The sequence below is a fragment of the Enterococcus camelliae genome (assembly GCF_042685105.1).
Taxonomy (GTDB): Bacteria; Bacillota; Bacilli; order Lactobacillales; family Enterococcaceae; genus Enterococcus_G; species Enterococcus_G camelliae.
Window position 1 is genome coordinate 1 of sequence record NZ_JBHUMO010000037.1, and the last position, 22,341, is coordinate 22,341.

The following is a 22,341-nucleotide window of genomic DNA, read 5'->3' on the forward strand; positions in this document are numbered from 1 at the left end:
TGTAGATACCTCTTTCATACTTATGGTTTTGACGCTTTTAAGTATAACGTATCTACATGATTTTTTTGTTTATTTCTTTATGCATTTCATTTTACAACTTACCACTTTTTCTGGATGAGCAAATTTCTTGCTAACAACCACGTAACCACCAACACCTGGTTTCGATACACCATTTACTTTACCATCTTTGCTTTCAATTGCGTATGGTGTAAAAGTTGCTTTAGGATTAGCTGTTTTGGCTTGAACCAATGCCCAGTCAGAGATATGCCATGGTCCAGGAATAATACCTAATTCACCATTAATCATCATTGCGTTAATATCATCATACGTACGAGTACCAAATTGTGAATCAAGTAATCCTTCATCAAATAAATGCTTAACGTATGTTAGTCCTTCTTTTGCTTGTTCCGTATTTGAACCATAAACTAGTTTTCCATCATCACCTTTAAGGTAATTTTTTGGATATGCTCCAAATGAGTTAAAAATAGCTGTTGCAGTATAACCAGAACTACCATGACTATCAGATGTCAAGTAGTTTGCTAAAGCTAAACCTTGTGTTTTTCCATTACCACCAGCATCTTTTTCTTTAAATGCTTTGGCAGTACTTTCCAATTCATCCAATGTAATTGCATGATTTCCATCTGGATCCAATTTAATTCCTAAATTATCAAGCCAGTCTTGTCTGAACCAAACCAAGTTTGGACCAAAATCATTGGCAGTTCCAGGTAAAGCCATTATTTTTCCATCAATTTTCGCTGAATCAATTTGTACGTTATCAAACGATTTGTAGATATCTTTGATGTTATCAGATGCGTATTTTTTGTATACATCTGATAAGTCTGCAATTAAATCATTGTTTGCTAATTCAACCATTTCATCATGGCTCACTGCCATAACATCAGGAATATCGCCAGAAGCAATTGCTAAAGATACTTGACGGGTATAATCGTCGCCATTTGCTTCAAACGCACTTTTAATATCAACACCCAATTCTTTTTTGATTAATCTGCGATACGCATTATTTGCATAACTATCACCTTTTGGTAACTTAGAGTTCGGTTGTGTTTGTTGACCAACCGTCATAACAATGTTGCCATCCGCGTCTTTCTTGGTTTCCTTTTTATCGGAACTCCCCCCACACGCAGCTAATAGCAAGGCACTACTTAATACTACTGCTCCGGTTAAAAATTTGTTCATTTTCCCCATCTGCTTTTCTCCTTTAAGTTATTTAACGTAATCGTTTACGTAAGGGCCAAAAAAATATATTTTCTTCCCCAACGTAACCGATTAGTTTATAAAAGAAAACACGTAAACGTTTACACTGTGATAATAACATCTCACTTATTTCCTGTCAATAGCTTTTCTATTTTTTATTCAAAAAAAGAAAGGGCTTTCTTTTTCGAAGCAAGGAAAGCTCCCCTTATTGGACAAATTAGGGATGACTCTCCTCTCTTCACGTTTTTGTCACACCTAGTTCTTTCAAGCAAAAAGGTGTAACGTGCCAATGCGTGCGACTGCTTCAATGAGACGGTCTTCGTCAATGGTTAAGCCCACTCGCACAAACCCTTCTCCTTGTTCACCAAATCCTACACCTGGAGCAACCGCAACGGCTACCTTTTCTAATAACAGATCACTAAATTCTTCACTCGTCATCCCTTCTGGCACAGGCATCCAGCAATAAAAAGCCCCGTCTGACGGATACGCTTGCCAGCCAATTTGAGCTGCTGCGGTGACGAAGGCTTGGCGTCGGTTGGCATATTGTGTAGCAATTGCTTGTAACGGCCCTTCTCCACTGGTCAAGGCTGCGACACCTGCCGCTTGCAATGCTGGAAAAATCCCTACGAATAGATGATCTTGAATCAAATTAATCGCTTCAATTATTTCCGCATTTCCAACCGCAAAGGCTACACGCCACCCCGCCATATTATACGTTTTTGATAACGTATAGAGCTCTACACCGACATCCTTCGCTCCCTCTGCTTGTAAAAAGCTAACCGGCGCTTTTTGACCATTTCCTAGTGCCCCATAGGCAAAGTCGTGGACCACCCATAGGTCATTTGCTTTCGCAAAACGAACAGTATCCTCAAAGAACGCCTTCGTGGCCTGAGCCCCCGTTGGATTATTCGGATAATTTAAGTACAATAATTTCGCTGCTTTTCGTAATTCTGGTGACCACTCTTCATAATTTGGTAGGTAGCCATTTTCTGGCTTTAAGGGAATCAGCTCTTGTTTCACATCTGCCAACGCCACCCCAGATAAATAATCCGGATAACCAGGATCTGGAAGAACAATCGTTTCCCCTGGATTTAGTAATGCTAAGGGTAATTCGACCAATCCAATCTTACTTCCTCCCATTACAGCAATTTCTTTTTCTGGGTCTACTTTTATCCCATATTGTTGAAAATAAAAATCGGCTGCTGCTTGTTTGTAGGCCTGATTGCCTCGAAATTGCGAATATTTGTGCGTCATAGGATCTTCCAGCGCCTTTTTTGTTGCTTCAACAATAAAAGCAGGCGTCGGTTGATCTGGATTTCCTTGTCCTAGATTGATTACATCCGCTCCGGTCGCTATTTTTTTATTCACTTTCGCCACTAGTGAAGCAAAGAATTGTTTGGGTAATTGATTTAACTTATTTGACATCGTCATTTTTCTTTTCTCCTTTGCAAATTTGTTCATATAAATCTGGGCGTGCATCCCGAAAAACAGGAATTTCTCCTCTAATAGGGAGCACTTGATCAACATCTAGTTCATATCTTGCAATCATCTCTTGATCATCTAGTTCTAAAAGAATCTCACCCAATGGATCGATAACCATCGAATGTCCTGGAAAATGATTGTCTGGATCTACCCCCACACGATTGACGGCAATCACAAAAGCCTGATTTTCAATCGCCCGAGCCTGCAACAATTTGCGCCATTGTTGCAAGCGTTGGGTAGGCCACTGTGCACTAACCACATAAATTTCCGTTCCCTTTTGCGCAGCTAAGCGATACCATTCTGGGAAACGTAAATCATAACAAATAAACGGACTAAACGTCGTGTCATTTTTAGTAAAGAAAGCGAGTTGATTGCCTGCAGATAGAAAACGATCTTCCGCCATTAAGCCAAACAAATGTGCTTTATCATAAGTTGCTAAGATTGTTCCCTCCTCACTCACCACATACGTCCGATTAAAGAACTGCCCATTTACTTCAACTGCTACTGAGCCACCAACAATGGTTACTTGATACGTTCGAGCCAGATGAATCAGCATCTTTTGGGTAGTCTGGCCTTCGTGATCTGCAATCTCTTGTAATCGCACCAAATCATACCCTGTATTCCACATCTCGGGTAAAATGACAACTTCTCCTGGTTGCAGTTGTGCTTGATAAAACAGCTGTTCCACACGTCGTTGATTTTGATTAGGATTGCCAAAAGTAATGTCCATCTGAAGCAAAACAACTGAAATTTTTCTCATGTCACGTCCTCCTTTATTCAAAAACTCGTACTTAAAAAAAACAATCTCCTTGGTACCAAAAAAGCCCTTCTCGTATCTCACGAAAAGGGCGAATGCCGCGGTACCACCTTTATAAACTTTACAGTTATCTCTCATGTTAACGGACATTTTCCCGTCGCCTTAGCTTAGATAGTCACTCAACCAAGACACCGCTCCCAGCTCATTTTAAGGTTCTCGCATCTATCTACTTTCACCATCTATAGATTCTCTGTAATCTGCTCTTACCTTATCTTCTGTTCATTGCGTTTTCATCATTTTCTAATAAATACAAGTTTACGCAATCTTCCGATATCTGTCAATGTTCTTTGCTCCATCGGTCGTAGTCTCTGGCGATTTCTTCAAAGGATTCACTAATCAATCAACGAGGTTTCTTTTACTGCGGCGATTGTTTTCGTTCCAGCTAATTGCATTGTAATTGCTAGTTCTTTGTTCAAGTGTTCAAAGACAGATGTTACACCGGCTGCACCACCCAAGTACAATCCATAAATAATTGGCCGACCAATAGCCACTATATCAGCACCACATGCTAGAGCTTTGAAGACATGTTCCCCCCGACGAATACCCGAGTCAAAAATAACTGGCACCCGTTTTCGCACAACTTGAGCAATTTGTGGTAGCACATCGAACGAAGCTGGTCCACCATCTAGTTGCCGTCCACCATGATTGGATACCCAAATACCATCTGCTCCAAATTGAATGGCTGTTTCTGCATCCTCCTGTGATTAAATTCCCTTAACAATCACAGGTAGACCAGACATTGCTTTAATCTTTTGAATATCTTCTGGAACAATTCCTTGCTTCGCTGCCGCATAAATTTCCGAAATCCGTTTTCCTTGTCCTTGGCCACTTCCCGATACCCACCTAAAGTGGAATCAACGGTTAATATAATAGCTTTCGCACCTGATTGAACAGCTTTATTAAGTAAAAACTGATTGAATTCATCATCTTTGCTCATATATAATTGGAAGAATTGTGGCGCATCTGGCACCGCTGCTGCTGCATCTTCAATTTTTGTGTTTGCATAAGTACTAATCGAAAAAATTGATCCTGCTTTGGCAACACCAATCGCCGTGTCTACCTCTCCTTTCACATGAGCAAGTCCTTGAGCGGCAGATGGGGCTTGAATAATAGGCGTTGCCAAAGGAATACCGAATAATTCTGTTGACAAATCTGCATGATCAATTCCTTGTAACACACGAGGAACAATTTTTTTCTTGAAGAATGCTTGGGTGTTCTCACGAAGAGGCCATTCCTCTTCAGAACCTCCACGAATATAACCAAACGCTCCTTTGTCTATGCCTTCTTTCACTTTTGTTTCTAATGATGAAAGATTGACAATTTCTAGTGGCTGTTCTTCTTTGCTAGTTATATAATCCATATTTGCGACACTCCCCTTCGTTGTTTTTTACAGTGCCATCATACAACGCTTATAAAAAGTAAGCAAATAATTGTACTCGAAAAAAATCTAGGCTGCTAGCCATCACTGCGCCTAGATTTCCTTCTCTCTATTCTTGTTTGTACAAAATCGCCACCGTATGGTACGGCTCAAGTGTCAGCTGTTTTTTGATGGCGATTTTCTTATTACTAAGTAACACCTGCCCATTCAAGCAATCGTTTGGTACCGTAATTTGAGCGGAACTTGGCGACAAATTATTTACTACCAACAAACGTTCCTGACCGAGCTTTCGAATAAACGCCATGAGTTGATCATGGTCTTTTTCATAACCTTCATAGCTACCTTCTGCTATGATTGGATAGGCTTTACGTAGTCGAATTAACTGCTGATAAAAAGAAAAGATTTGTGGATTCGCTAGCTCTTTCTCAACGGAAATATGCTGGTAGTCACCTGGTTTCAGCCAAGGTGTTCCGGTAGTAAAGCCACCATTATCCGTTGCTTGCCACTGCATAGGAATACGCGCATTATCACGAGATTTACTTTGTACAATAGCCAAAGCTTCACTAGGCGAGTTGCCCTCCTGAAGTAACATTTGATACGCATTTTTCGTTTCCACATCGTCAAAGAAATCAATCGTTGCATAGGTAGGATTTAGCATACCAATCTCTTCTCCCATATAGATAAATGGCGTCCCCCGATTCAAGTGAATGATTGCGGCTAAAACTTGCGCACCCGCGACCCGATCCTTTTGCCAATCAACAAACCGGTTCAATGCGCGAGGTTGGTCATGATTATTCCAGAATAACGCATTCCATCCGCCCTGATCACTCATTTTTTCGCCCCATTCGTGAAGAATTGCGGTTAATTGATGGAAGTCAAACATGCTTTTTGTCCATTTGTTTCCTTCAGCATAATCCACTTTCAAATGATGAAAATTGAAAATCATGGATAGCTCTTCACGACTCTCTTGGGTATACAACACGCCATTTTCAATGGTGGTTGAACTCATTTCCCCAACTGTGACAACCGTCTCATGCTTACCAAAACTTGCTCGGTTCAGCTCATGAATGTATTCATGCGCAATTGGTCGATCGGTATATTCGGCTTTGCCAATACCATCTGCCGCATCTTTTAACTGTGCGTCTTTGCCGATGACGTTGATGACATCAAATCGTAGCCCCTCTACACCTTTGTCTAACCAAAAATCCAATACTTGCTGCAATTCTTTGCGCACAGCTGGATTACGCCAATTCAAATCGGCTTGCGTCACATCATACAGATGGAGGTACCATTTGCCCGTTTGGCCAAATGGTGCCCAAGCACTCCCCCCAAACTTTGATTGCCAGTTTGTTGGTTCCTCCCTTAGAATAAAGTAATCTTGGTATTTTTTTTCTCCTGCTAAGGCTCGTTGAAACCATTCGTGTTCGATTGAGACATGATTAAACACCATATCCAACATAATCCCAATCCCAAAAGTTTTCGCCTGTGCAACCAGTTTTTCAAAAGTTGCCATCGTCCCAAATCGTGGATCAATCGCCAGATAATCTGATACATCGTAGCCATTGTCTTTTTGCGGACTTGGGTAGATGGGACTTAACCAAAGCATATCCACACCCAATTCTGCCAAGTAGGGTAATTTTTTAATTATTCCTGCTAAATCTCCAATACCGTCACCATTCTCATCATAAAACGACTTCGGGTAAATTTGATACACTACTTTTTGTTTAAAAGACATATGAAAACTCCATTCTCTATTGATTATTCCCGAGACTGCACACGCATGATTGCTTGCTTAATTGTCACCTCACCCGTTTCCATCAACGGATCGACTTGATAATCACCAGAGTTGGTTATGATTACCGGTGTTTGCGTCGGATAGCCGGCTTTTTGAATGGCGGCTATATCAAATGCCAACAGTTTTTGACCACGTGTAACCGAATCGCCTTGTTTTACAAAAGCCGTAAAGTGTTCTCCGTTTAGTTGGACAGTATCCATACCCACATGAATCAATAATTCAACACCTTGTTCGTCAATCAGGCCAACCGCATGCTTACTTGGGAACAGCAAGCTAATTGTACCTGACATTGGGGCATACACAGCGCCTTCACTTGGCTCAATCACCATCCCTTGTCCCATTGTTCCTTGAGAAAAGACCGGATCCACCGCATGACTTAGTGGAAAGAGTTTTCCATTTAACGGTGCATAAATTTCTTCATTTACTAAATTCGCAGAATCAGTCGTTGTTGCTGATTCAACTAAAGTTGGGTCTATTGGGGAAATAGCCTCACCAACTCGGTCAATTTTATTAAATAACCCTATTCTTCGAAAGACTAACGTCAAGAGGAATGGAACGACAATCGCAATCAACATGCCAATAAAGAAAATCAAGTAGTATTTAGGCATAATTGCTAAAATTCCTGGTAAACCACCTACACCAATCGAGAGTGCCCGCACACCGAACAATGTCACAAACATCCCAGCCAAGCCGCTACCAATCATCGCCGCTACAAATGGGTACATATATTTTAGATTAATCCCAAACATCGCTGGTTCAGTGACTCCCAACCATGCGGAAATGACTGAAGGTATCGAAACTTGTTCTTCTTTTTCATTTCCTCGATGAGCAAAAACAATAGCCAGAACCGCAGCTCCTTGAGCGATATTGGATAAACAAATCATCGGCCATAAATTGGTCGATTTAAAATCCGCAATTAATTGAGAGTCAATCGCTAATGTTGTGTGATGCAATCCGGTAATGACTAATGGTGCGTATAACGCCCCAAAAACAGCCCCAAACAACCAATTAACTGATGAAGTTAGCCCCGCATTCACGACTGTTGAAATGGCTGAGCCAATATGCCAGCCAATGGGTCCCAAAATCAAATGTGCAGCCAAGATAGTTGGAATCAAAGAGAAGAATGGGACAAAAATCATCGAGACCGCTTCAGGGATATGCTTTCTAAAAAAACGTTCCAAATACACTAGTAGAAATCCAGCCAACATAGCAGGAATCACTTGTGCTTGGTAGCCAATTTTTTCCATCGTGAAAAAGCCAAAGTCCCATGTCCAACTCTTCGCTATTTCAGCAGCAGTCGTACTATTCACTGCATAGGCATTCAGTAACTGCGGCGAAACCAAGGTTATCCCTAAGACAATTCCTAAGATTTCAGTTGTCCGCATCTTACGAGTAATGCTCCAAGTGATGCCAACGGGTAGAAAATGGAAAATGGCTTCCCCAGGCAACCACAAAAAGCTATTCACACCATTCCAAAAGACGGAGGACTCTGTAATTGTTTTACCTCCAAGCCACCCCATCGGTACCGCCTCTAACACATTTCGAAATCCTAAAATTAATCCCCCTACAATAATGGCAGGTAATAATGGCGTGAATATTTCCGCTAGTACCGTCACTGCACGTTGGAGCAAGTTTTGATTTTGCTTGGCAACCGCCTTTACATTTTCTTTGCTTCCTCCTTCAATATCTGCTAACTGAACAAACTCCTGATAAAAAGAAGGGACTTCATTTCCAATAATCACTTGAAATTGACCAGCATTCGTGAAAATACCGCGTACAGTATCCAATTCCTCAATAGCTGATTCCTTTGCTTTTTTTGGATCATTTAACACAAAACGCATTCTGGTTGCACAATGAGTCACCGCAGCAATATTTTCTTTTCCACCAACAAGTTCAATTAATGCCTTTGCATCTTTTTCAAATTTTCCCATTGCTCTTTCTCCTTTCACTTGTAGGTACAAGTTTGATATCTTTATCATACTGGGTAATCACTCGATTGTAAAACGGTTACAATTTTGTTTTTTTCTTGAAAATGAAAAAATGATGAACGTTCTTTTTTCATCATTCTCTTATTGATGAAATAAGTGTCTTTTTTCTCCGGACGTGTATGCTTTGTACCAGTCAGCCATTGTCCAAATCAATTGAAAAATTAATTTTTTCTCATAAAACGTTTTCTTGTCAAAATTCTTTGTTTCCTCTATACTTGTTTTAACAAATACGTACAAGTTGGAGTGGTCGCTATGAAAGCCTATGAAACGATTTATCAGACAATTGAAAATCGCATTCTAAAAAAACACTTTAAGCCAGGTGAATACCTACCTAGCGAAAATCAGCTCTGTCAAACGTATCATGTTTCTCGCGATACGATTCGAAAAGCATTAAGTTTATTGATGGCAAATGGCTACATTCAAAAAATTCAAGGCAAGGGATCCATTGTCTTGAAACGTGAACAACTACGATTTCCTATATCAGGGTTGACTAGCTACAAAGAACTGCAAAACTCTTATGGCTATCAAGGAAGAACCATTGTCGAAAAATTGGTGAAACGGGTAGTTGACTCCGAATTGGAACAAAAAACAGGATTTCCTACTGGTAGTGAGGTTTGGGAATTGGTTCGCACACGGGAGATTGATCAAGCCAAAGTGATTTTGGATCGTGACTATCTATTGTGCACGTTCATTCCCTACTTGGATACGGAGATTGGGGAGGACTCCATTTATCATTACTTTGAACAAGAGCTCCATTTACAAATTGCCTTTGCTGAAAAAGAAATCCGCATAGATCACTTACATGACGAAGATCGAGAGCTATTGGATTTAAACCAAAATGATCACCATATTGTCGCCATTCATAGCCGAGTGTTTTTAGCCAATGCGCAACAATTTCAGTACACGGAAAGTCGGCACAGAGTGGATAAGTTTCGCTTCTACGACTTTGCTCGTCGCAACCCCTCCACCTTTTAAAGTCCTCATGCCACTGAGAAACTACTCCATTGAAATGGGACAGTTTCTCAGTGGCATGCTTTTTTCTACTCATTCACAGGTCGTGATGGTAGGAATCAATTCTTTCACTTTTTCGCGTAAAGCCGGCACGACTTGTGCATCAAACCAAGGATTCTTTTGCAGCCATCGCCCATTTAAAGGAGAGGGATGGGGCAATGGAAAATAAGTGGGCAGATACGTTTGATAATTGCGGACTGTTTCAGTCAAATTGATCCTCGGTTGCAACAAATAATGGTTTTGTGCGTAACGTCCGAGCAAAAGAATCAACTTGACCTGTGGCATAAATTCCATACAACGCGGATGCCATTTGGCGGCAAAGTCTTTTCTTGGAGGCAAGTCACCCGACTTTCCTTTACCGGGGTAATAAAAATCCATTGGCAAAATGGCTAATTGCTTGGAGTGATAAAAGGTCTGTTCATCCATACCTAACCAATTTCGAAGCCGTTTCCCACTTTGATCATTCCAAAAAAGCCGCGTATCTTGCGCTTTTTTTCCAGGCGCCTGACCAATAATAACCAAGCGTGCTTCAGGATGAACAGAATAGAGTGGTTTTATCCCATTCGCTGTGTACTGTTGATTGGCAGGATCCTGCTCAATGGCCTGTTGCAATGTTTGTAATGTGTCCATCTTGCTTCACCTCATTTTTTTACAAAAATTCTTCTATCTTAGCTAAGACCGCTTGCTCGTTATTCGAACCAATTACTTGAAAGGCCGCCTTTTTCACTGGAAGTAGCGCATTATCCATCGCGTAGGAATGCGTCACTTCGCGAAACATTCCAATGTCATTCATATTGTCTCCAAAAACAGCGATTTCGTCTGTGCCCAATTGAAATTTTTTCTGTAACTCTCGGATTCCTACTTCTTTGCCGGCATTGTTGGAAATAATATCAAGTGATTGGTGTCCACTCGTCACAACAGTTAACTCTTGACCAAACGCCGCTTGAAGTTGCTGGTTGGCAATTGGTAGCCGTTCTGCGGAAAAATTCAAAGCAAACTTGAAAATAGCATCAGGTATTGGTTTGTTTAAATCCACTTCCGTAATGTGTCGGTAAAAAAATCGAACATGCTCGACGAATGATTTGGGAAGATTTTGGTCAATGTATACCCCTTTACTGCCGGATAATACCAAGCGATGATCAGGCAATTCACGCGCAAGGTACGTCAAAATCGCTTCATGAAAATCTGTGGCAATTGTTTGTGCCATTACTTGATTGCCATGATAGCGAATATCTGCTCCATTATCCGCAATGTAAAACAACTGTTCATGAAAATCTGGAAAATAATCCACTAAGCGCCAATACTGGTTCCCCGAAGCAACCACAAAATGGATTTGTTGCTTTTCCATTTCTTTCTTTATTGCCAGGAAACGCTCACGATCATAGGTCTTGTCATCATTCAAAAATGTTCCATCCATATCCACTACGACTGCTTTAATTGTCACAAGGGTTCATCCTTTCTTGATTTTGGTACCTTTCTACTAGTATAAACTACTTCTAAAAAGAAAAAAAGAAAGTGCTTTTTGAGTAAAATCAGCATCTTTCTCCTTTCCCATTATACAAATGAAAATTGTTCGCGTTCATATCGTTGGCGCAATTTTATCGCCTGTGCTGGATAGTCAGTATGAAACCCAGCCACCTTTCTTTCAAAACACATCCACATTTCCGGTTCACTATTCACAGTCCACGGACAAACACGCTTCTCTAGCTCGATCAACTCCGCTTCTGATTGAATAAACCAAGAAAAGTTCGGTTCGATCCGCTCAATGGCCGTAAAATAGTTTGCAAAAGCAATTGTCACAACCGAACCAATTGTTTGCCAAGCTTTCGGTGTAACTGGGTCTAATTCCGCTAATCGTTGGAGGGTCACTAGGTTAAAACTAGAATAGTTTACAACAAAGGGCCAGTCCTTATTTTTGATGGTTCGTACAAGGGTTTCCTCGATGCCTGGGTACTCTTTTTGATCGGTTTTCACTTTAATCGTCAGTGTTCCCTGATAATCTAATTCAGTTAATAACCCCAGAACCTCTGTTAAGGTTGGAATTGTTTCTTGCTCATAATGAAGAGAAAACCAACCACCTGCATCAAAAGTCTTTAGCTCAGCTACTGTGTACTCACTCACTAGCCCTTTGCCATTCGTTGTCCGATTGATTGTTTCATCATGAATCACGACAAGTTCCCCATCTTTTGTCAAATGAACATCCAATTCAATGCCATCTACTCCGATGCGGACACTTTCTGCAAAAGAAATCAACGTATTTTCTGGGTGCGTTCCGCTACTCCCACGATGAGCAAAAATTTTCGTCATTTCCTTCCTCCTACTCGCTTCTTTTCCTATCCTATCAAATCCTCTTCCTAAGTTACTTTTACTTTAGCACGCGTTTGTTAAAATTCGTTTGTTTTTCTGTAAAATTTCCACTCATGCTTCCCATCATTCCGCATCTTTTTGTTGGTCAAAAAAACTTACGTCCTATAAAAAAATGAACACCACCTCTTGCGATGGTTGTCCATTCATTTTTTTATTCTTCTATCGTGATTTGTTCATCCAAAGTTGCCCAATGGTTCGTTGGTCCGTGACCATGTCCTACCATGATTCCTTGCTCAATCGCTCCTTGAATAAATTTTTTTCCGATGATGATAGCTTCTCGCAAGGCCGTCCCTTTTGCTAGTTCAGCCGCAATACATGCCGAAAAAGTATCCCCTGTACCGTGTGTATTTTGGGTATGGATTCTTGGTCCACTCAACCACATCTGAGCACCTGAAGAAAAGAGCACATAATCCCGCGAAATTGCTCCTCCTTGGTGGCCGCCTTTGATGATGACATGTTGCACCCCAAATTGTTGAATTTTTTTGGCAGCAGCCATCATATCTGCTTCACTTTCAATTGTACAGTCTGCCAAAACTTCCGCTTCTGGTATATTGGGTGTCACAATCGTTGCAATCGGCAGCAATTTGGTCCGGATACTTGTAATGGCATCACTTTGCAATAGTGGATGGCCTCCTTTTGCAATCATCACCGGATCAACAACTAATGGCCCAAAATCAACTTTTTTTAAATTTTCAACCACGCATTCGACGTGTTCACGATCAGCTAGCATCCCGGTTTTGGCCGCTTTTATTTGAAAGTCTGCTGCCAAAGAAGCAAATTGGGCATCAATAAAGGTTAGTGGAACAGGAAAACTATCTTGAACACCCAGTGTATTCTGAGCAGTAAGTGCCACAACGATATTCATACCAAATGCACGCCGCATTTGAAATGTTTTCAAATCTGCTTGAATGCCTGCACCCCCACCGGAATCCGTTCCTGCAATGGTCACAACTTGTGGTGTTTCATTCATTGCTCTCCCTCCAATACGTTTGCCAATTTTTGGCGTAATGCTTGTACTTTCAATGAAACATTTTCAGCCTTCATGATTTCACTAACAACAGCGACACCTGCAATATGGCTGCCTTTGAAGGTGTCAAGATTGTCCTCTTTGATGCCACCAATTGCAACAACGGGGATAGCAACACTCTCTACAATTGCTTGCAATGTTGCGACAGGCGTTACCGGTGTCTGCTTTGTTTGGGTAGGAAAAATAGCCCCTGTTCCTAAATAGTCTGCTCCTGCACGCTCAGCTTCTAATGCCCGCGCAACGGTTTTGGCAGATACTCCCACCAATTTATCTGAACCAACTAATTTCCGAACCACACTCACTGGCAACTCATCATCACCAATATGAACACCCGCCGCATCCACTGCTAAACAAATATCTACCCGGTCATCAATAATTAATGGAATCTGATAGCGATCGGTCAGCACTTTTAGTTTTTTAGCTCTCTCATATACAGCCTGTGTTGTCCGTTTTTTTTCTCTGAGCTGAACCAAAGTAACTCCTGCACGACAAGCCTCTTCAATAATTGAAAAAAAAGTCTGTTCATCATAATCATAGCCCTCTGTAACTAGATATAGGCGGTAGTCTGCCATAATGATCCTCCTCGAATGTTCTCAAACCATCCTTGATGATTCATTAACAATGATAATTGATTTAACGTTTCTTGTCGAAAATTAGCCAGACCCGTTGTTCGTTTTCGAGCCGCTTCTCCACAGAGATTAAAATAGCTAACCGCTGCAAGTGTGGCCTCTAATGGTGCAAACTCCGCGCCCAATAAAGCCGCAATGATTGCTCCCACAATGTCACCCGTTCCAGTGAAACGATCCAGCTCCGCCACGCCATTGGCAAGAAAATATGCGTGTTTTTGCGAAACAATCAAATCCTTTGCACCTGTCGCAAGAAAAATTGTATTTGGATGTTTCTCTGCTTCAATTTGCATGGCCCGTGCTAATGTGATTAACTCTTGCTCCTCTTGATCTTCAGCACTAGCATCTACCCCTCTAGCATTACTTTGCAGTCCACAGAAAGCGCGCATTTCAGAAGTATTGCCCTTTATAACCGTTGGCTCATAATTTGCAAGTTTTTGGGCCAACTCAAAGCGCATAGCCGTTGCTGCGACACCAACCAAATCAACGACAAAAGGGGTGCTGGTCTGATCTGCGACCCGAGCTGCCTCTAATAGACTCAACTCCCTATCTGGAGAAAGATGACCCAAGTTCAATAGTAAGCTATTATTTTGACCAAATAACTCTGAAAATTCACGCACATCATCCGCCATAATTGGCTTGGCATCGATATACAAAAGCGCATTGGCCATTGACTCGCACGTGATTTCATTGGTAATACATTGTACTAATGGCGAGAATGGGAGGGGAAACGCATGCTGAACTGCCGTATAAAAATAGTCTTCGCGATTAAATCGAACCATTTGTCATCCCTCCAAACAAACGTTGAACACGTTGAAATGGTTGTGTTTCTTTTAATTTTAATAAGACAAAGAAACCAATGATTGATCCTGAAATAGCACCTCCAAAAAAGCGTGGCGTATACAAGAACCAATACATTCCTTGCTGACTACCTGTAAACCAAACCATAACTGGATAAGAAAGCAACGAACCAATCAGCCCCGTCCCCACAATTTCTCCGAGCATTGCTCCCCAAACTTTTCCTGTATACTTGTAACCAATCCCTGCCAAACATGCGCCAAATACAGCACCTGTCAGAGCCAGTGGGGGAATACCGAGAAGGGTCATCCGAATCAGCGCGCATACAAATGCCATAATTGTGGCATAAAGTGGGCCCAACAAAGTAGCGGCAATCACATTCATCACACTTGACATGGGAGCCATTCCCTCAATACGAAATAATGGCGATAACACAACATCCATCGCAATCATCATAGCCAACAAGCTTATTTTTTTTACATTATTTACTTGACTCATCTCTCTTCACACTCCTCTTTCAGCCCTTTTGGCCATGACTCAAATTGATACGCCATTTCCCAAAAAGAAAATTCCATTTTTGCACTGATGACAAACGCTTGCTCCATTTGCTTTTTCTGTTCATCTTTGCTTTGTTCATAGACAGCATTCAATAAGGCGGCATCGTTCTTTATATCTGCTAAACCCTCTTCTCCTCCATAGGTATCAATCCATTGTTGATAGAATGGATTTGGCGAATGGCTCTGCTTGTTTTTTAAATAAACCCCAATATCTGCATATAACCATGGACAAGGCAATAAACTCGCCGCAATAATCCAATCGTTTCCCTCCACTAGTTGACGATACAAATGAGAAACATAGTTGTAGGCCGTGGGGGCTATTTCGGTATTCTGTAACTCTTGATCTGTAATTAGCAATTCTTTAAAGAAGGTCTCCCGAACCGCCAACTCACCGGCCTTTAAATGAGCCGCGTTTTCTTCCATGCGTTTTTTCAACTCAGGGAAAGTTGTTTGTGCCGCTACCAGTGCATAGATATGCGAAAAATGTTCTAAATAGTAACAATCTTGAATAAGGTAGTAGCGAAAGTTTTCCATTGGCAAGGTGCCATCTTGAATGCCTGTAATGAACGGATGGACAAAACTTCCTTCCCAATAGGGTCTCGTCTGACTTCTTACACGGTCCGTAAATTTTTGGTTCATCCAATCATCCTCTCTAGAATTAAAAATCCATTTCCAATCAAAATAGCGACAATACACCAACCATTTGCTGATAACGATGGCTTCCATTTTTGAAAATGACTGCGGGTACCCGTTTCCATAAATCCGCGGGAGTACATTGCTTCGGTATAGCGATCTCGCCAATTCATCGCTAGGAAAATCGTTTTGACGTAATAATACGCTGACCACGGGTACAACCGTTTTCCTCTTAACAAACTGGCATCCCGCATATCAATCACTTCTCGACGAATTTGCGGCGCCGCATGAATCACCACCAATACCCCGTATACAAAAGTTTGCGGCACATGGTACTGCTCCAAAATCAACAAGCATTCTTCAAAGTCCACCGATGCAACAAAGCCAATTCCCAAAGCCGCAAACGCATAGGTTCTGGTTAGCAACACCCAAGCATCGGAAAGACCATTTCCTTGAATTAACACAGACCAAAAAGTTGTCAATGCTGGAACAAGCGGAAACAAAATTAATACTCCTAGAAAGCCGAACTTTTTGTTAAAAGCCAAATACCCTAATACGACGATCAGCAAGTAAAGATTCAAATAAACTGAATACGTGAATGAAATTTCAATTGTAAAAAAGAAGACGGCAAAAACAATGGCAGGAATGGCTGTTATTTTTTCTTCCATTAATCATCGACCTCCTGTAACTGTTGATTTGCCAAATGGACATGGTGGTCACTGACACCCACCAATGGCTCCAAACGATGAGAGACAATCAACAGACTCGTCCGCTGTTTTTTCTCTTCCAACCACTTCACAAAAAACTGGCATGCTCGCTCATCCAACCCAGTAAACGGCTCATCCAATAGCAGGAATGTACAATCAAGACTCAACATAGCAATTAATTGAATCATCTTTTTTTGCCCTTCACTCAGCTGATAAAGACTTCTCTCCCTAACATGATCAATCCCTAACGTCTTCATAGCAGCCAATTGCTTTTGTTTTATTTTTTCCTCAGGCTCTTTGGGAAAATTTAGCTCTTTGTCCACTTGTAGTGTCACAAATTGTTGCTCGGCTTGCTGTACCGCTAAGGTCATTTTTTCATAAAGTTTTCTTTTTCCAAAATGGCGTGACAATTTTTGACCATCAAAGTACATCAGCCCTTTGTATGCTTGAAGTTGAACCATCGCTCGCAATAGTGTAGATTTTCCCGTGCCATTAACCCCAGTTAAGGTTGTTATTCCTTTTTTAAATTGAAAGTTTTGCGGAATCAACAATTCCTTCTCACCTTGAAACAGCGAAAAATTCTGCAATTCAAAGAGACTTTCCACAGGTGCATCTGGATTCCTTAACGAGCCTAATTGTGGCTGGATTGTCAATTCATCTAACGATTGCTCCTTTAATTGTCCGTTGGTCATCCGAATAAATCGGTCGACATAAGGCTGATACCCATTTAATTCGTGATCAGCTACTACTATCAATTTTCCCTTATCACGAAGACTCGCTAATTTTTTAATTAACAGCATTCGTGAATCCGGATCGATACTTGCAAATGGTTCATCTAATAAAAAGATGGGTGGATCTAACGCCAAAAGAATCGTCAAGGCGGCGCGTTGTTTTTCTCCGCCTGAAAGAGTCACCAATTCACGATGAAGCAATGCTCCCATCTGCATTTCTTGAACAGCACGTGCCATTCGTTCATTTGACTCCGCAATCGGTAGATTGAAGTTTTCCATCACAAACATCAATTCTCTTTGCAACGTACGCATGGTAAATTGTTGGCTAGGATTTTGAAACATGATTCCAATTTGTTGTGCCTTCTCTACCGTTGTCAGCTGTTGGGTATTGTGATTGTTCACAAAGATTTCACCCAAATAAGTCGTTCCATCAAAGCCTGCAATCGTATGGAGCAGCGTCGTTTTTCCACATCCGCTATCACCAGTAAGTAAAGAAAACGTGCCTTGCTTAAATTCACAAGACAATTGATCTAAAATGGTTGTTTCTCCCTTTTGAACAACTAATTTTTTTGTTACAATTCCTTGCATCAACGAGACACTCTTACCCCTTGCGCCTTATGGAAAAGTGTTACGATTTGTTTGGTTAAAAAGATACCAAAGAAGCAGACAGACGCAAAACGAACAAGAAACAGCGCTGCAACCATACCAAAACCATATGTGCCATAACCAAATTTGAAGAATTCATAAACAAAACTAAAGACGGTTGTTCCAATTGCCCCATATAATAAGGTAACCGAGTCATATCGTTTGTATCCAGTTACCAAAAAGCCAACTTCTGTTCCTAATCCTTGAATAAAACCGGATAACAATACACCTGCTCCAAAGTAAGAACCATACAACATTTCTGCCAACGCAGCAAAAACTTCTCCAAGCACCGCGCTACCCATTTTAGGAATCAACATCCCCGCAACGGGTGCCGCGATGGTCCACATACCAAACAGAATTTCATTTGCAAATGGTGTTAGACCAAATGGTGTCAGGACAGATACTAGAAGTGCATACAGGACCCCTGCCCCCATAAAAACTGCTCCAAATAAAAATGCTAATAATGCCAAAAATACGACTTGTGGTAATGTCCACTTTGCTTTTTCCATAACAAAAAAACCCCTTTTCTCTACTATTTAATAAAGGAGTCACTGAGGTAGCGATCGATAGTTGTTCAATAGAATAGAAAAAACCCGTCAACGAATCATTCATCAACGGGTACAAAAATCACATGCTAAAAAACTACATTTCCCTGCGACAGTCCTAACTGCTTCAGGTTCAATGGGTATTATCTCAGCTTTACGCACCCCAAATGTCTCTCATTATTTAAATGTAAATCTAGTATAACACGTTTTTTTCACAAAAACTAGAAAACCTTTCCATTTTTTATTCACTTTTTGCGACTGTTTCAAAATACGCTGAATGCTTTTTTGATGTCATGTTAACTTTCTTCGGTGAATTGATTGAAAATTTTGACAAAATTAGCTAGCATCTGTTATATTAATGAAAATTTTTCACTATTCTTTTATATAGACGGAGGGAAACAGTATCATGAGTAACCTAACCGAGCAATTGGCTTTTTTGAAACAGCAGCAGTGGATTGATTTGACTCACTTAGTCCATTCAGAGATTCCCTATTTTCCAGCTTTCCGACCGATTGAAGAACATACGCTCTTTACAGTTTCCAAAGATGGTTTTTATGCGAAAGAGTATACCTTGGCAACCCAATATGGTACACATATTGATGCTCCTGCTCATTTTTGGGAAGCAGGTAGAAGCCTAGAAGAGCTGTCACTAAAGGAACTCGTTCTTCCATTGTATGTGATCCACAAAGAAGAGGAAGTAAGCAAAAATCACGACTACAGACTAACGGTCGAGGATATCCTTGAATTTGAACACACCCACGGCACAATTCCGGCTGGGAGCTTCGTCGCGTTTTCAAGTGGTTGGTCTAAGCGTTTCGCTTCGCCAGATGCCTACTATAATAGCGATGAAAAAGGAGAGAGTCACACCCCCGGTTGGTCGCTTGATGCATTAACCTTTTTGCACGAAGAACGACACGTGGCAGCAATCGGGCACGAAACGCTTGATACGGATGCCGCAATTGATTACCGTAAAAACAATGATTTGCTTTGTGAACGGTATTGGCTTTCTCAAAACAACTATCAAGTTGAGGTGCTGACCAATCTTTCGCAATTACCAGCAACAGGTGGCATCATCTTTGTTAGTGCGAGTAAAATCGAAGGTGCACCTGGTTTCACTGCACGCGTTTTTGCCATTATTCCTAAGCAATAGACCTGTATTATTTTTGTTCCAGTGGCAGAAACTTGCTACCGGGGGTTAAAAAACACTTTTTTCAGGTAAACTATGAGTGGACAATCACTACCCCTATCGAATAAAGCAAGTCGAAAGAAGTGAAGCACTTGAAACAAGAAACACAATTTTGACCTTGCCAAGCAGGCATCCATTCCTTATTATCTAGAAGAAAAAATTTATGCACCTTTATTGATACTTCATGGCAATTGCGACTCTCTGGTTCCTTTTGAACAAGCAGTAATCCTATACAATGTCTGTCAAAAAACAAAAAGTGAAACGACTTTTTTTGCCGTGAACAATGCCGACCATGAGGCCCAAGCTTTTATACAACGGAAGTTTTGGCAACCATTGTCCATTTTTTAAACGAACATACAAACTAAATTTGAATAAAGCGTAACGTATCGTCCTGTCAAAGTAGCAAAGCGAGCTTAATCAACCCAAACCAGTTATACAAAGCGTTTAACTGGATTTTTTTCGAACCGTCCCTGCAAATCGTTAATCTTATTGGCGGGGGCTTAACTATCAACAATTAAAACGAACTGTTGTAGCCACCATTAATAACCATACCTAATATTCGCAATAGCCATCAGTTCTTTTAGTTTGTTTTCTTGATCATCCAATAATATAAGCCCATCGTTTCGGATTGCCTTTGAAATATCTACGTTCATCCGACTTAAAATCAAAGGTACCGAAGCGCCCTTTTGTTTTAACTCTTCAAGATACTTCTCTAACACTTTTTCCAATGATTCGTTACCCGCCGCTATTTTTAAATCATCCAATAAATCAGCGATAATGTCCTCTGCCTGTTTTGAACGCTCATTTCCACCAGAAAACCATTTTAACTTACCCATAACAGCTCACTCCTTACTTTTAAATTTTTGCAAGTTTAGTTAATACTATCGCTTTCTTTATAGTTTATTTCAACGAATTAATGATGAATGACTAGAGCATAAATTTCAAAAGAAACCTTCCCAAATCTGGACAGAACCTGAAACGTTGTAATGAATGGTACTCGCTTTCCTTGAAATTTCTGTCCCATAACTGGAGTAGTAAGGCAATAAATTACAACGAATGCAGCAATTAACGTTTAGAGAACTCTGTAGCTTTGCGGATTTTTCTTAAGAGCTAGTTTTGCTTATAAATAACTCGTTTCGATTGCCTATCTAATCTGATTCATTTTAATGGAACCTCTCATGACTAAAATCACGAGAAGTTCAATAGCTGATACTTCGTTGCACGTCCTTGCCCGACTTTTTGAATCTTATTCTCTGTTTGTAACTCAGCTAAAGCACGTTCTATCGTTCGCTCGCTAATATCCGGCAACAAACTCTCTAGATCAGCTCTGCTTAGAGGTTCAAAGGACTTTTCTAATTCTTCTACTACCCGCTCGGCTGGTGTTAGTTCACGATTGATAATCATCTCAAAGCATTCTGAAAAATTTTCATACGCTCGCAAAATGATTCCCACAAGATAGCGAACAAACGGCGTATAATCTTGCTCATTTTCCAGCCATCCCACAGAACTTGCCTGTAACGCTTCATAGTAGGTTTGTTTTGATTCTTCAATCAGCATCTCAATGCTAACGTACTTGCCAACTAGATAGCCCGACTTGTACAGCAACAACAATGTCAACAAGCGAGACATTCGTCCATTCCCGTCACTAAACGGATGAATCTCAATCTTGTGAAGATCGTGATTGGCACTGGTAGTCCAAATCTTCAATTAAATCGTGTGTAAATATACTGGCGCTAATACAAAATGAACTCGTTCACTTAACTATGATTATTTAAAACAAATAATTTAATCCATTAAATATCTAGTTTTATTTCTTAGATATCCAATAATATGGACGTTATTTTTTCGGAGAGCACTAGCCTTTGATAATATTCTTGAATATCTGAAATAGTATTAGCTCTATTAATTTCTATGTAGCTCAACCCATCCACCTTAATTTCTCCAATAATCCCAGAATTATCACAGATTATCTTGGGCCATTCACAATCTGTATGTGAATGCTTAGACAATTTAGCAATGCTTTTTCCTGCACTTAGTGTGAATATTGAAGCGCCAGCAGTAATATCTAAATTTTCAATTTCAAAAGCTAGTGCACTCATTTTATTTGTAATTATCTCGGTGTCTTTCCAAGAAGATGGGTGTGTGTCAAAAGCTTTTTCCGTTCTCCCAACAACTAAATAATCTTTATCAAAATTACCATCAAATCTGTTAATTACTTCAATTAATTCTTCGGGATACAACTTAAGCCATGTTATAACTCTATCAAAGTCACAATACATTATCTTTTGATCTATTTTTATTTTGGATATAGCAAACTTCAGAACATTTCGTCTTGCATCAGCGGCACCCTTTTTCCTAATAACTTTAACATTTGAATAATTTTTGGTACAAATATCAGTAATTGTTTTACCCGTTTTATCACTAATACATATATAAGTTTCTTCAAATATTTCATTAATTATGGGAGCATATAGCCCGATATCATTTATTAATTTCATATATGGATCATGAATTGTAGTTATTAGTATCATACTTTCTCCTTTTTTATTAGATATCATTCCAGTAATTGATATATGGTTTCAATTTACATAAAATATCTATTCTATCCTCAATCCCTTTTATACTACTAGTAACATCGTCTTCTTCTTTATCTTTGTCATAGTAATATTCTCTATTTGTGATTACCTCACTACTACATTTAGAATTTTTCAGAATAGAAGTCTCGTTATTATTGTATTTTGCAAGGCTTTTATACATAAAATTGCAGAGAAAAACTACACAGCGCTGCATCCTGAAATGATTCTTTGATTAGTTTGATTTTGATAGAGCATTT

At 40.3% G+C, this 22,341-nt stretch carries 23 protein-coding genes, 1 pseudogene and 1 riboswitch; of the genes and pseudogenes, 3 read left to right on the forward strand and 21 right to left on the reverse strand.

The genetic code is table 11. The features are described 5' to 3' along the window. Positions 1-69: 69 nt before the first annotated feature. From ACFSR0_RS05405 to treP, 7 genes are all read right to left on the reverse strand, one after another. On the reverse strand, positions 70-1,206 hold the full coding sequence (locus ACFSR0_RS05405; RefSeq protein ID WP_379980678.1) for an extracellular solute-binding protein: 1,137 nt from the start codon (positions 1,204-1,206) through the stop codon (positions 70-72). Positions 1,207-1,479: 273 nt separating this feature from the next. Beyond that, positions 1,480-2,646: a pyridoxal phosphate-dependent aminotransferase gene (locus ACFSR0_RS05410; RefSeq protein ID WP_379980680.1), complete on the reverse strand. Its 1,167-nt coding sequence runs from the start codon at positions 2,644-2,646 to the stop codon at positions 1,480-1,482. Beyond that, positions 2,630-3,448: a carbon-nitrogen family hydrolase gene (locus tag ACFSR0_RS05415; RefSeq protein ID WP_379980734.1), complete on the reverse strand. Its 819-nt coding sequence runs from the start codon at positions 3,446-3,448 to the stop codon at positions 2,630-2,632. Before ACFSR0_RS05415 ends, ACFSR0_RS05410 begins: the two co-directional genes overlap by 17 nt. A gap of 398 nt (positions 3,449-3,846) precedes the next feature. After that, the gene (locus tag ACFSR0_RS05420; RefSeq protein ID WP_379980736.1) at positions 3,847-4,194 is read right to left on the reverse strand and encodes an alpha-hydroxy-acid oxidizing protein; all 348 of its coding nucleotides are present in this window, start codon (positions 4,192-4,194) and stop codon (positions 3,847-3,849) included. Positions 4,195-4,235: 41 nt separating this feature from the next. Then, entirely contained in the window at positions 4,236-4,874 is a 639-nt protein-coding gene (locus ACFSR0_RS05425) for an alpha-hydroxy-acid oxidizing protein (RefSeq protein WP_379980682.1), read from the reverse strand. Between the two features lie 127 nt (positions 4,875-5,001). Continuing rightward, entirely contained in the window at positions 5,002-6,627 is a 1,626-nt protein-coding gene (locus tag ACFSR0_RS05430; protein WP_379980684.1) for an alpha,alpha-phosphotrehalase, read from the reverse strand. A gap of 23 nt (positions 6,628-6,650) precedes the next feature. Then, positions 6,651-8,618, reverse strand: coding sequence for a PTS system trehalose-specific EIIBC component (treP, locus tag ACFSR0_RS05435; protein ID WP_379980686.1), 1,968 nt, complete (start codon positions 8,616-8,618; stop codon positions 6,651-6,653). Positions 8,619-8,927: 309 nt separating this feature from the next. On the opposite strand from treP, the gene treR reads away from it, so the two are divergent. Then, positions 8,928-9,650, forward strand: a complete 723-nt coding sequence (treR, locus tag ACFSR0_RS05440) for a trehalose operon repressor (RefSeq protein WP_379980688.1) — start codon at positions 8,928-8,930, stop codon at positions 9,648-9,650. A gap of 69 nt (positions 9,651-9,719) precedes the next feature. On the opposite strand, the gene ACFSR0_RS05445 is transcribed toward treR, so the two are convergent. From ACFSR0_RS05445 to ACFSR0_RS05495, 11 genes are all read right to left on the reverse strand, one after another. Next, positions 9,720-10,316, reverse strand: a complete 597-nt coding sequence (locus tag ACFSR0_RS05445) for a uracil-DNA glycosylase family protein (protein WP_379980690.1) — start codon at positions 10,314-10,316, stop codon at positions 9,720-9,722. Positions 10,317-10,335: 19 nt separating this feature from the next. Then, positions 10,336-11,130 carry a Cof-type HAD-IIB family hydrolase gene (locus ACFSR0_RS05450; RefSeq protein WP_379980692.1) on the reverse strand — a complete coding sequence of 265 codons (795 nt, stop codon included), beginning with the start codon at positions 11,128-11,130 and terminating at the stop codon, positions 10,336-10,338. 110 nt (positions 11,131-11,240) lie between these two features. Further along, positions 11,241-11,993: a glycerophosphodiester phosphodiesterase family protein gene (locus tag ACFSR0_RS05455; RefSeq protein WP_379980694.1), complete on the reverse strand. Its 753-nt coding sequence runs from the start codon at positions 11,991-11,993 to the stop codon at positions 11,241-11,243. A gap of 211 nt (positions 11,994-12,204) precedes the next feature. Next, positions 12,205-13,023 (reverse strand): bifunctional hydroxymethylpyrimidine kinase/phosphomethylpyrimidine kinase, encoded by an 819-nt coding sequence (gene thiD, locus ACFSR0_RS05460; RefSeq protein WP_379980696.1) that lies wholly within the window; start codon positions 13,021-13,023, stop codon positions 12,205-12,207. Then, positions 13,020-13,658, reverse strand: a complete 639-nt coding sequence (gene thiE / locus ACFSR0_RS05465) for a thiamine phosphate synthase (RefSeq protein ID WP_379980738.1) — start codon at positions 13,656-13,658, stop codon at positions 13,020-13,022. Before thiE ends, thiD begins: the two co-directional genes overlap by 4 nt. Continuing rightward, a complete protein-coding gene (locus ACFSR0_RS05470) occupies positions 13,628-14,488 on the reverse strand; it encodes a hydroxyethylthiazole kinase (protein ID WP_379980698.1) in 861 nt (286 codons plus the stop codon). Before ACFSR0_RS05470 ends, thiE begins: the two co-directional genes overlap by 31 nt. Continuing rightward, a complete protein-coding gene (thiW, locus tag ACFSR0_RS05475) occupies positions 14,475-15,002 on the reverse strand; it encodes an energy coupling factor transporter S component ThiW (RefSeq protein WP_379980700.1) in 528 nt (175 codons plus the stop codon). The genes ACFSR0_RS05470 and thiW overlap by 14 nt, the downstream gene beginning before the upstream one ends. Continuing rightward, complete coding sequence (tenA, locus tag ACFSR0_RS05480; protein WP_379980702.1) at positions 14,999-15,700, reverse strand: thiaminase II; 702 nt, start codon at positions 15,698-15,700, stop codon at positions 14,999-15,001. Before tenA ends, thiW begins: the two co-directional genes overlap by 4 nt. After that, the gene (locus tag ACFSR0_RS05485) at positions 15,697-16,362 is read right to left on the reverse strand and encodes a CbiQ family ECF transporter T component (protein ID WP_379980704.1); all 666 of its coding nucleotides are present in this window, start codon (positions 16,360-16,362) and stop codon (positions 15,697-15,699) included. Before ACFSR0_RS05485 ends, tenA begins: the two co-directional genes overlap by 4 nt. Next, positions 16,362-17,720, reverse strand: coding sequence for an ABC transporter ATP-binding protein (locus ACFSR0_RS05490; protein ID WP_379980706.1), 1,359 nt, complete (start codon positions 17,718-17,720; stop codon positions 16,362-16,364). The genes ACFSR0_RS05485 and ACFSR0_RS05490 overlap by 1 nt, the downstream gene beginning before the upstream one ends. Then, positions 17,720-18,286 carry an ECF transporter S component gene (locus ACFSR0_RS05495; protein WP_379980708.1) on the reverse strand — a complete coding sequence of 189 codons (567 nt, stop codon included), beginning with the start codon at positions 18,284-18,286 and terminating at the stop codon, positions 17,720-17,722. The genes ACFSR0_RS05490 and ACFSR0_RS05495 overlap by 1 nt, the downstream gene beginning before the upstream one ends. Positions 18,287-18,409: 123 nt before the next feature. Beyond that, positions 18,410-18,498, reverse strand: a riboswitch (TPP riboswitch). Between the two features lie 230 nt (positions 18,499-18,728). Here ACFSR0_RS05495 and ACFSR0_RS05500 point away from each other — a divergent pair. Further along, complete coding sequence (locus ACFSR0_RS05500; protein WP_379980710.1) at positions 18,729-19,472, forward strand: cyclase family protein; 744 nt, start codon at positions 18,729-18,731, stop codon at positions 19,470-19,472. A 171-nt stretch (positions 19,473-19,643) separates the two neighbouring features. Then, complete coding sequence (locus ACFSR0_RS05505) at positions 19,644-19,856, forward strand: alpha/beta hydrolase family protein (RefSeq protein ID WP_379980740.1); 213 nt, start codon at positions 19,644-19,646, stop codon at positions 19,854-19,856. Between the two features lie 191 nt (positions 19,857-20,047). Here ACFSR0_RS05505 and ACFSR0_RS05510 read toward each other — a convergent pair whose 3' ends face one another. From ACFSR0_RS05510 to ACFSR0_RS05520, 3 genes and pseudogenes are all read right to left on the reverse strand, one after another. Next, the gene (locus tag ACFSR0_RS05510; RefSeq protein ID WP_379980712.1) at positions 20,048-20,344 is read right to left on the reverse strand and encodes a bacteriocin immunity protein; all 297 of its coding nucleotides are present in this window, start codon (positions 20,342-20,344) and stop codon (positions 20,048-20,050) included. Between the two features lie 352 nt (positions 20,345-20,696). Beyond that, positions 20,697-21,167, reverse strand: a pseudogene (locus tag ACFSR0_RS05515) (Fic family protein); the annotation flags it as partial. Positions 21,168-21,322: 155 nt separating this feature from the next. After that, positions 21,323-22,039, reverse strand: a complete 717-nt coding sequence (locus ACFSR0_RS05520; protein WP_379980714.1) for a hypothetical protein — start codon at positions 22,037-22,039, stop codon at positions 21,323-21,325. Positions 22,040-22,341 lie beyond the last annotated feature (302 nt).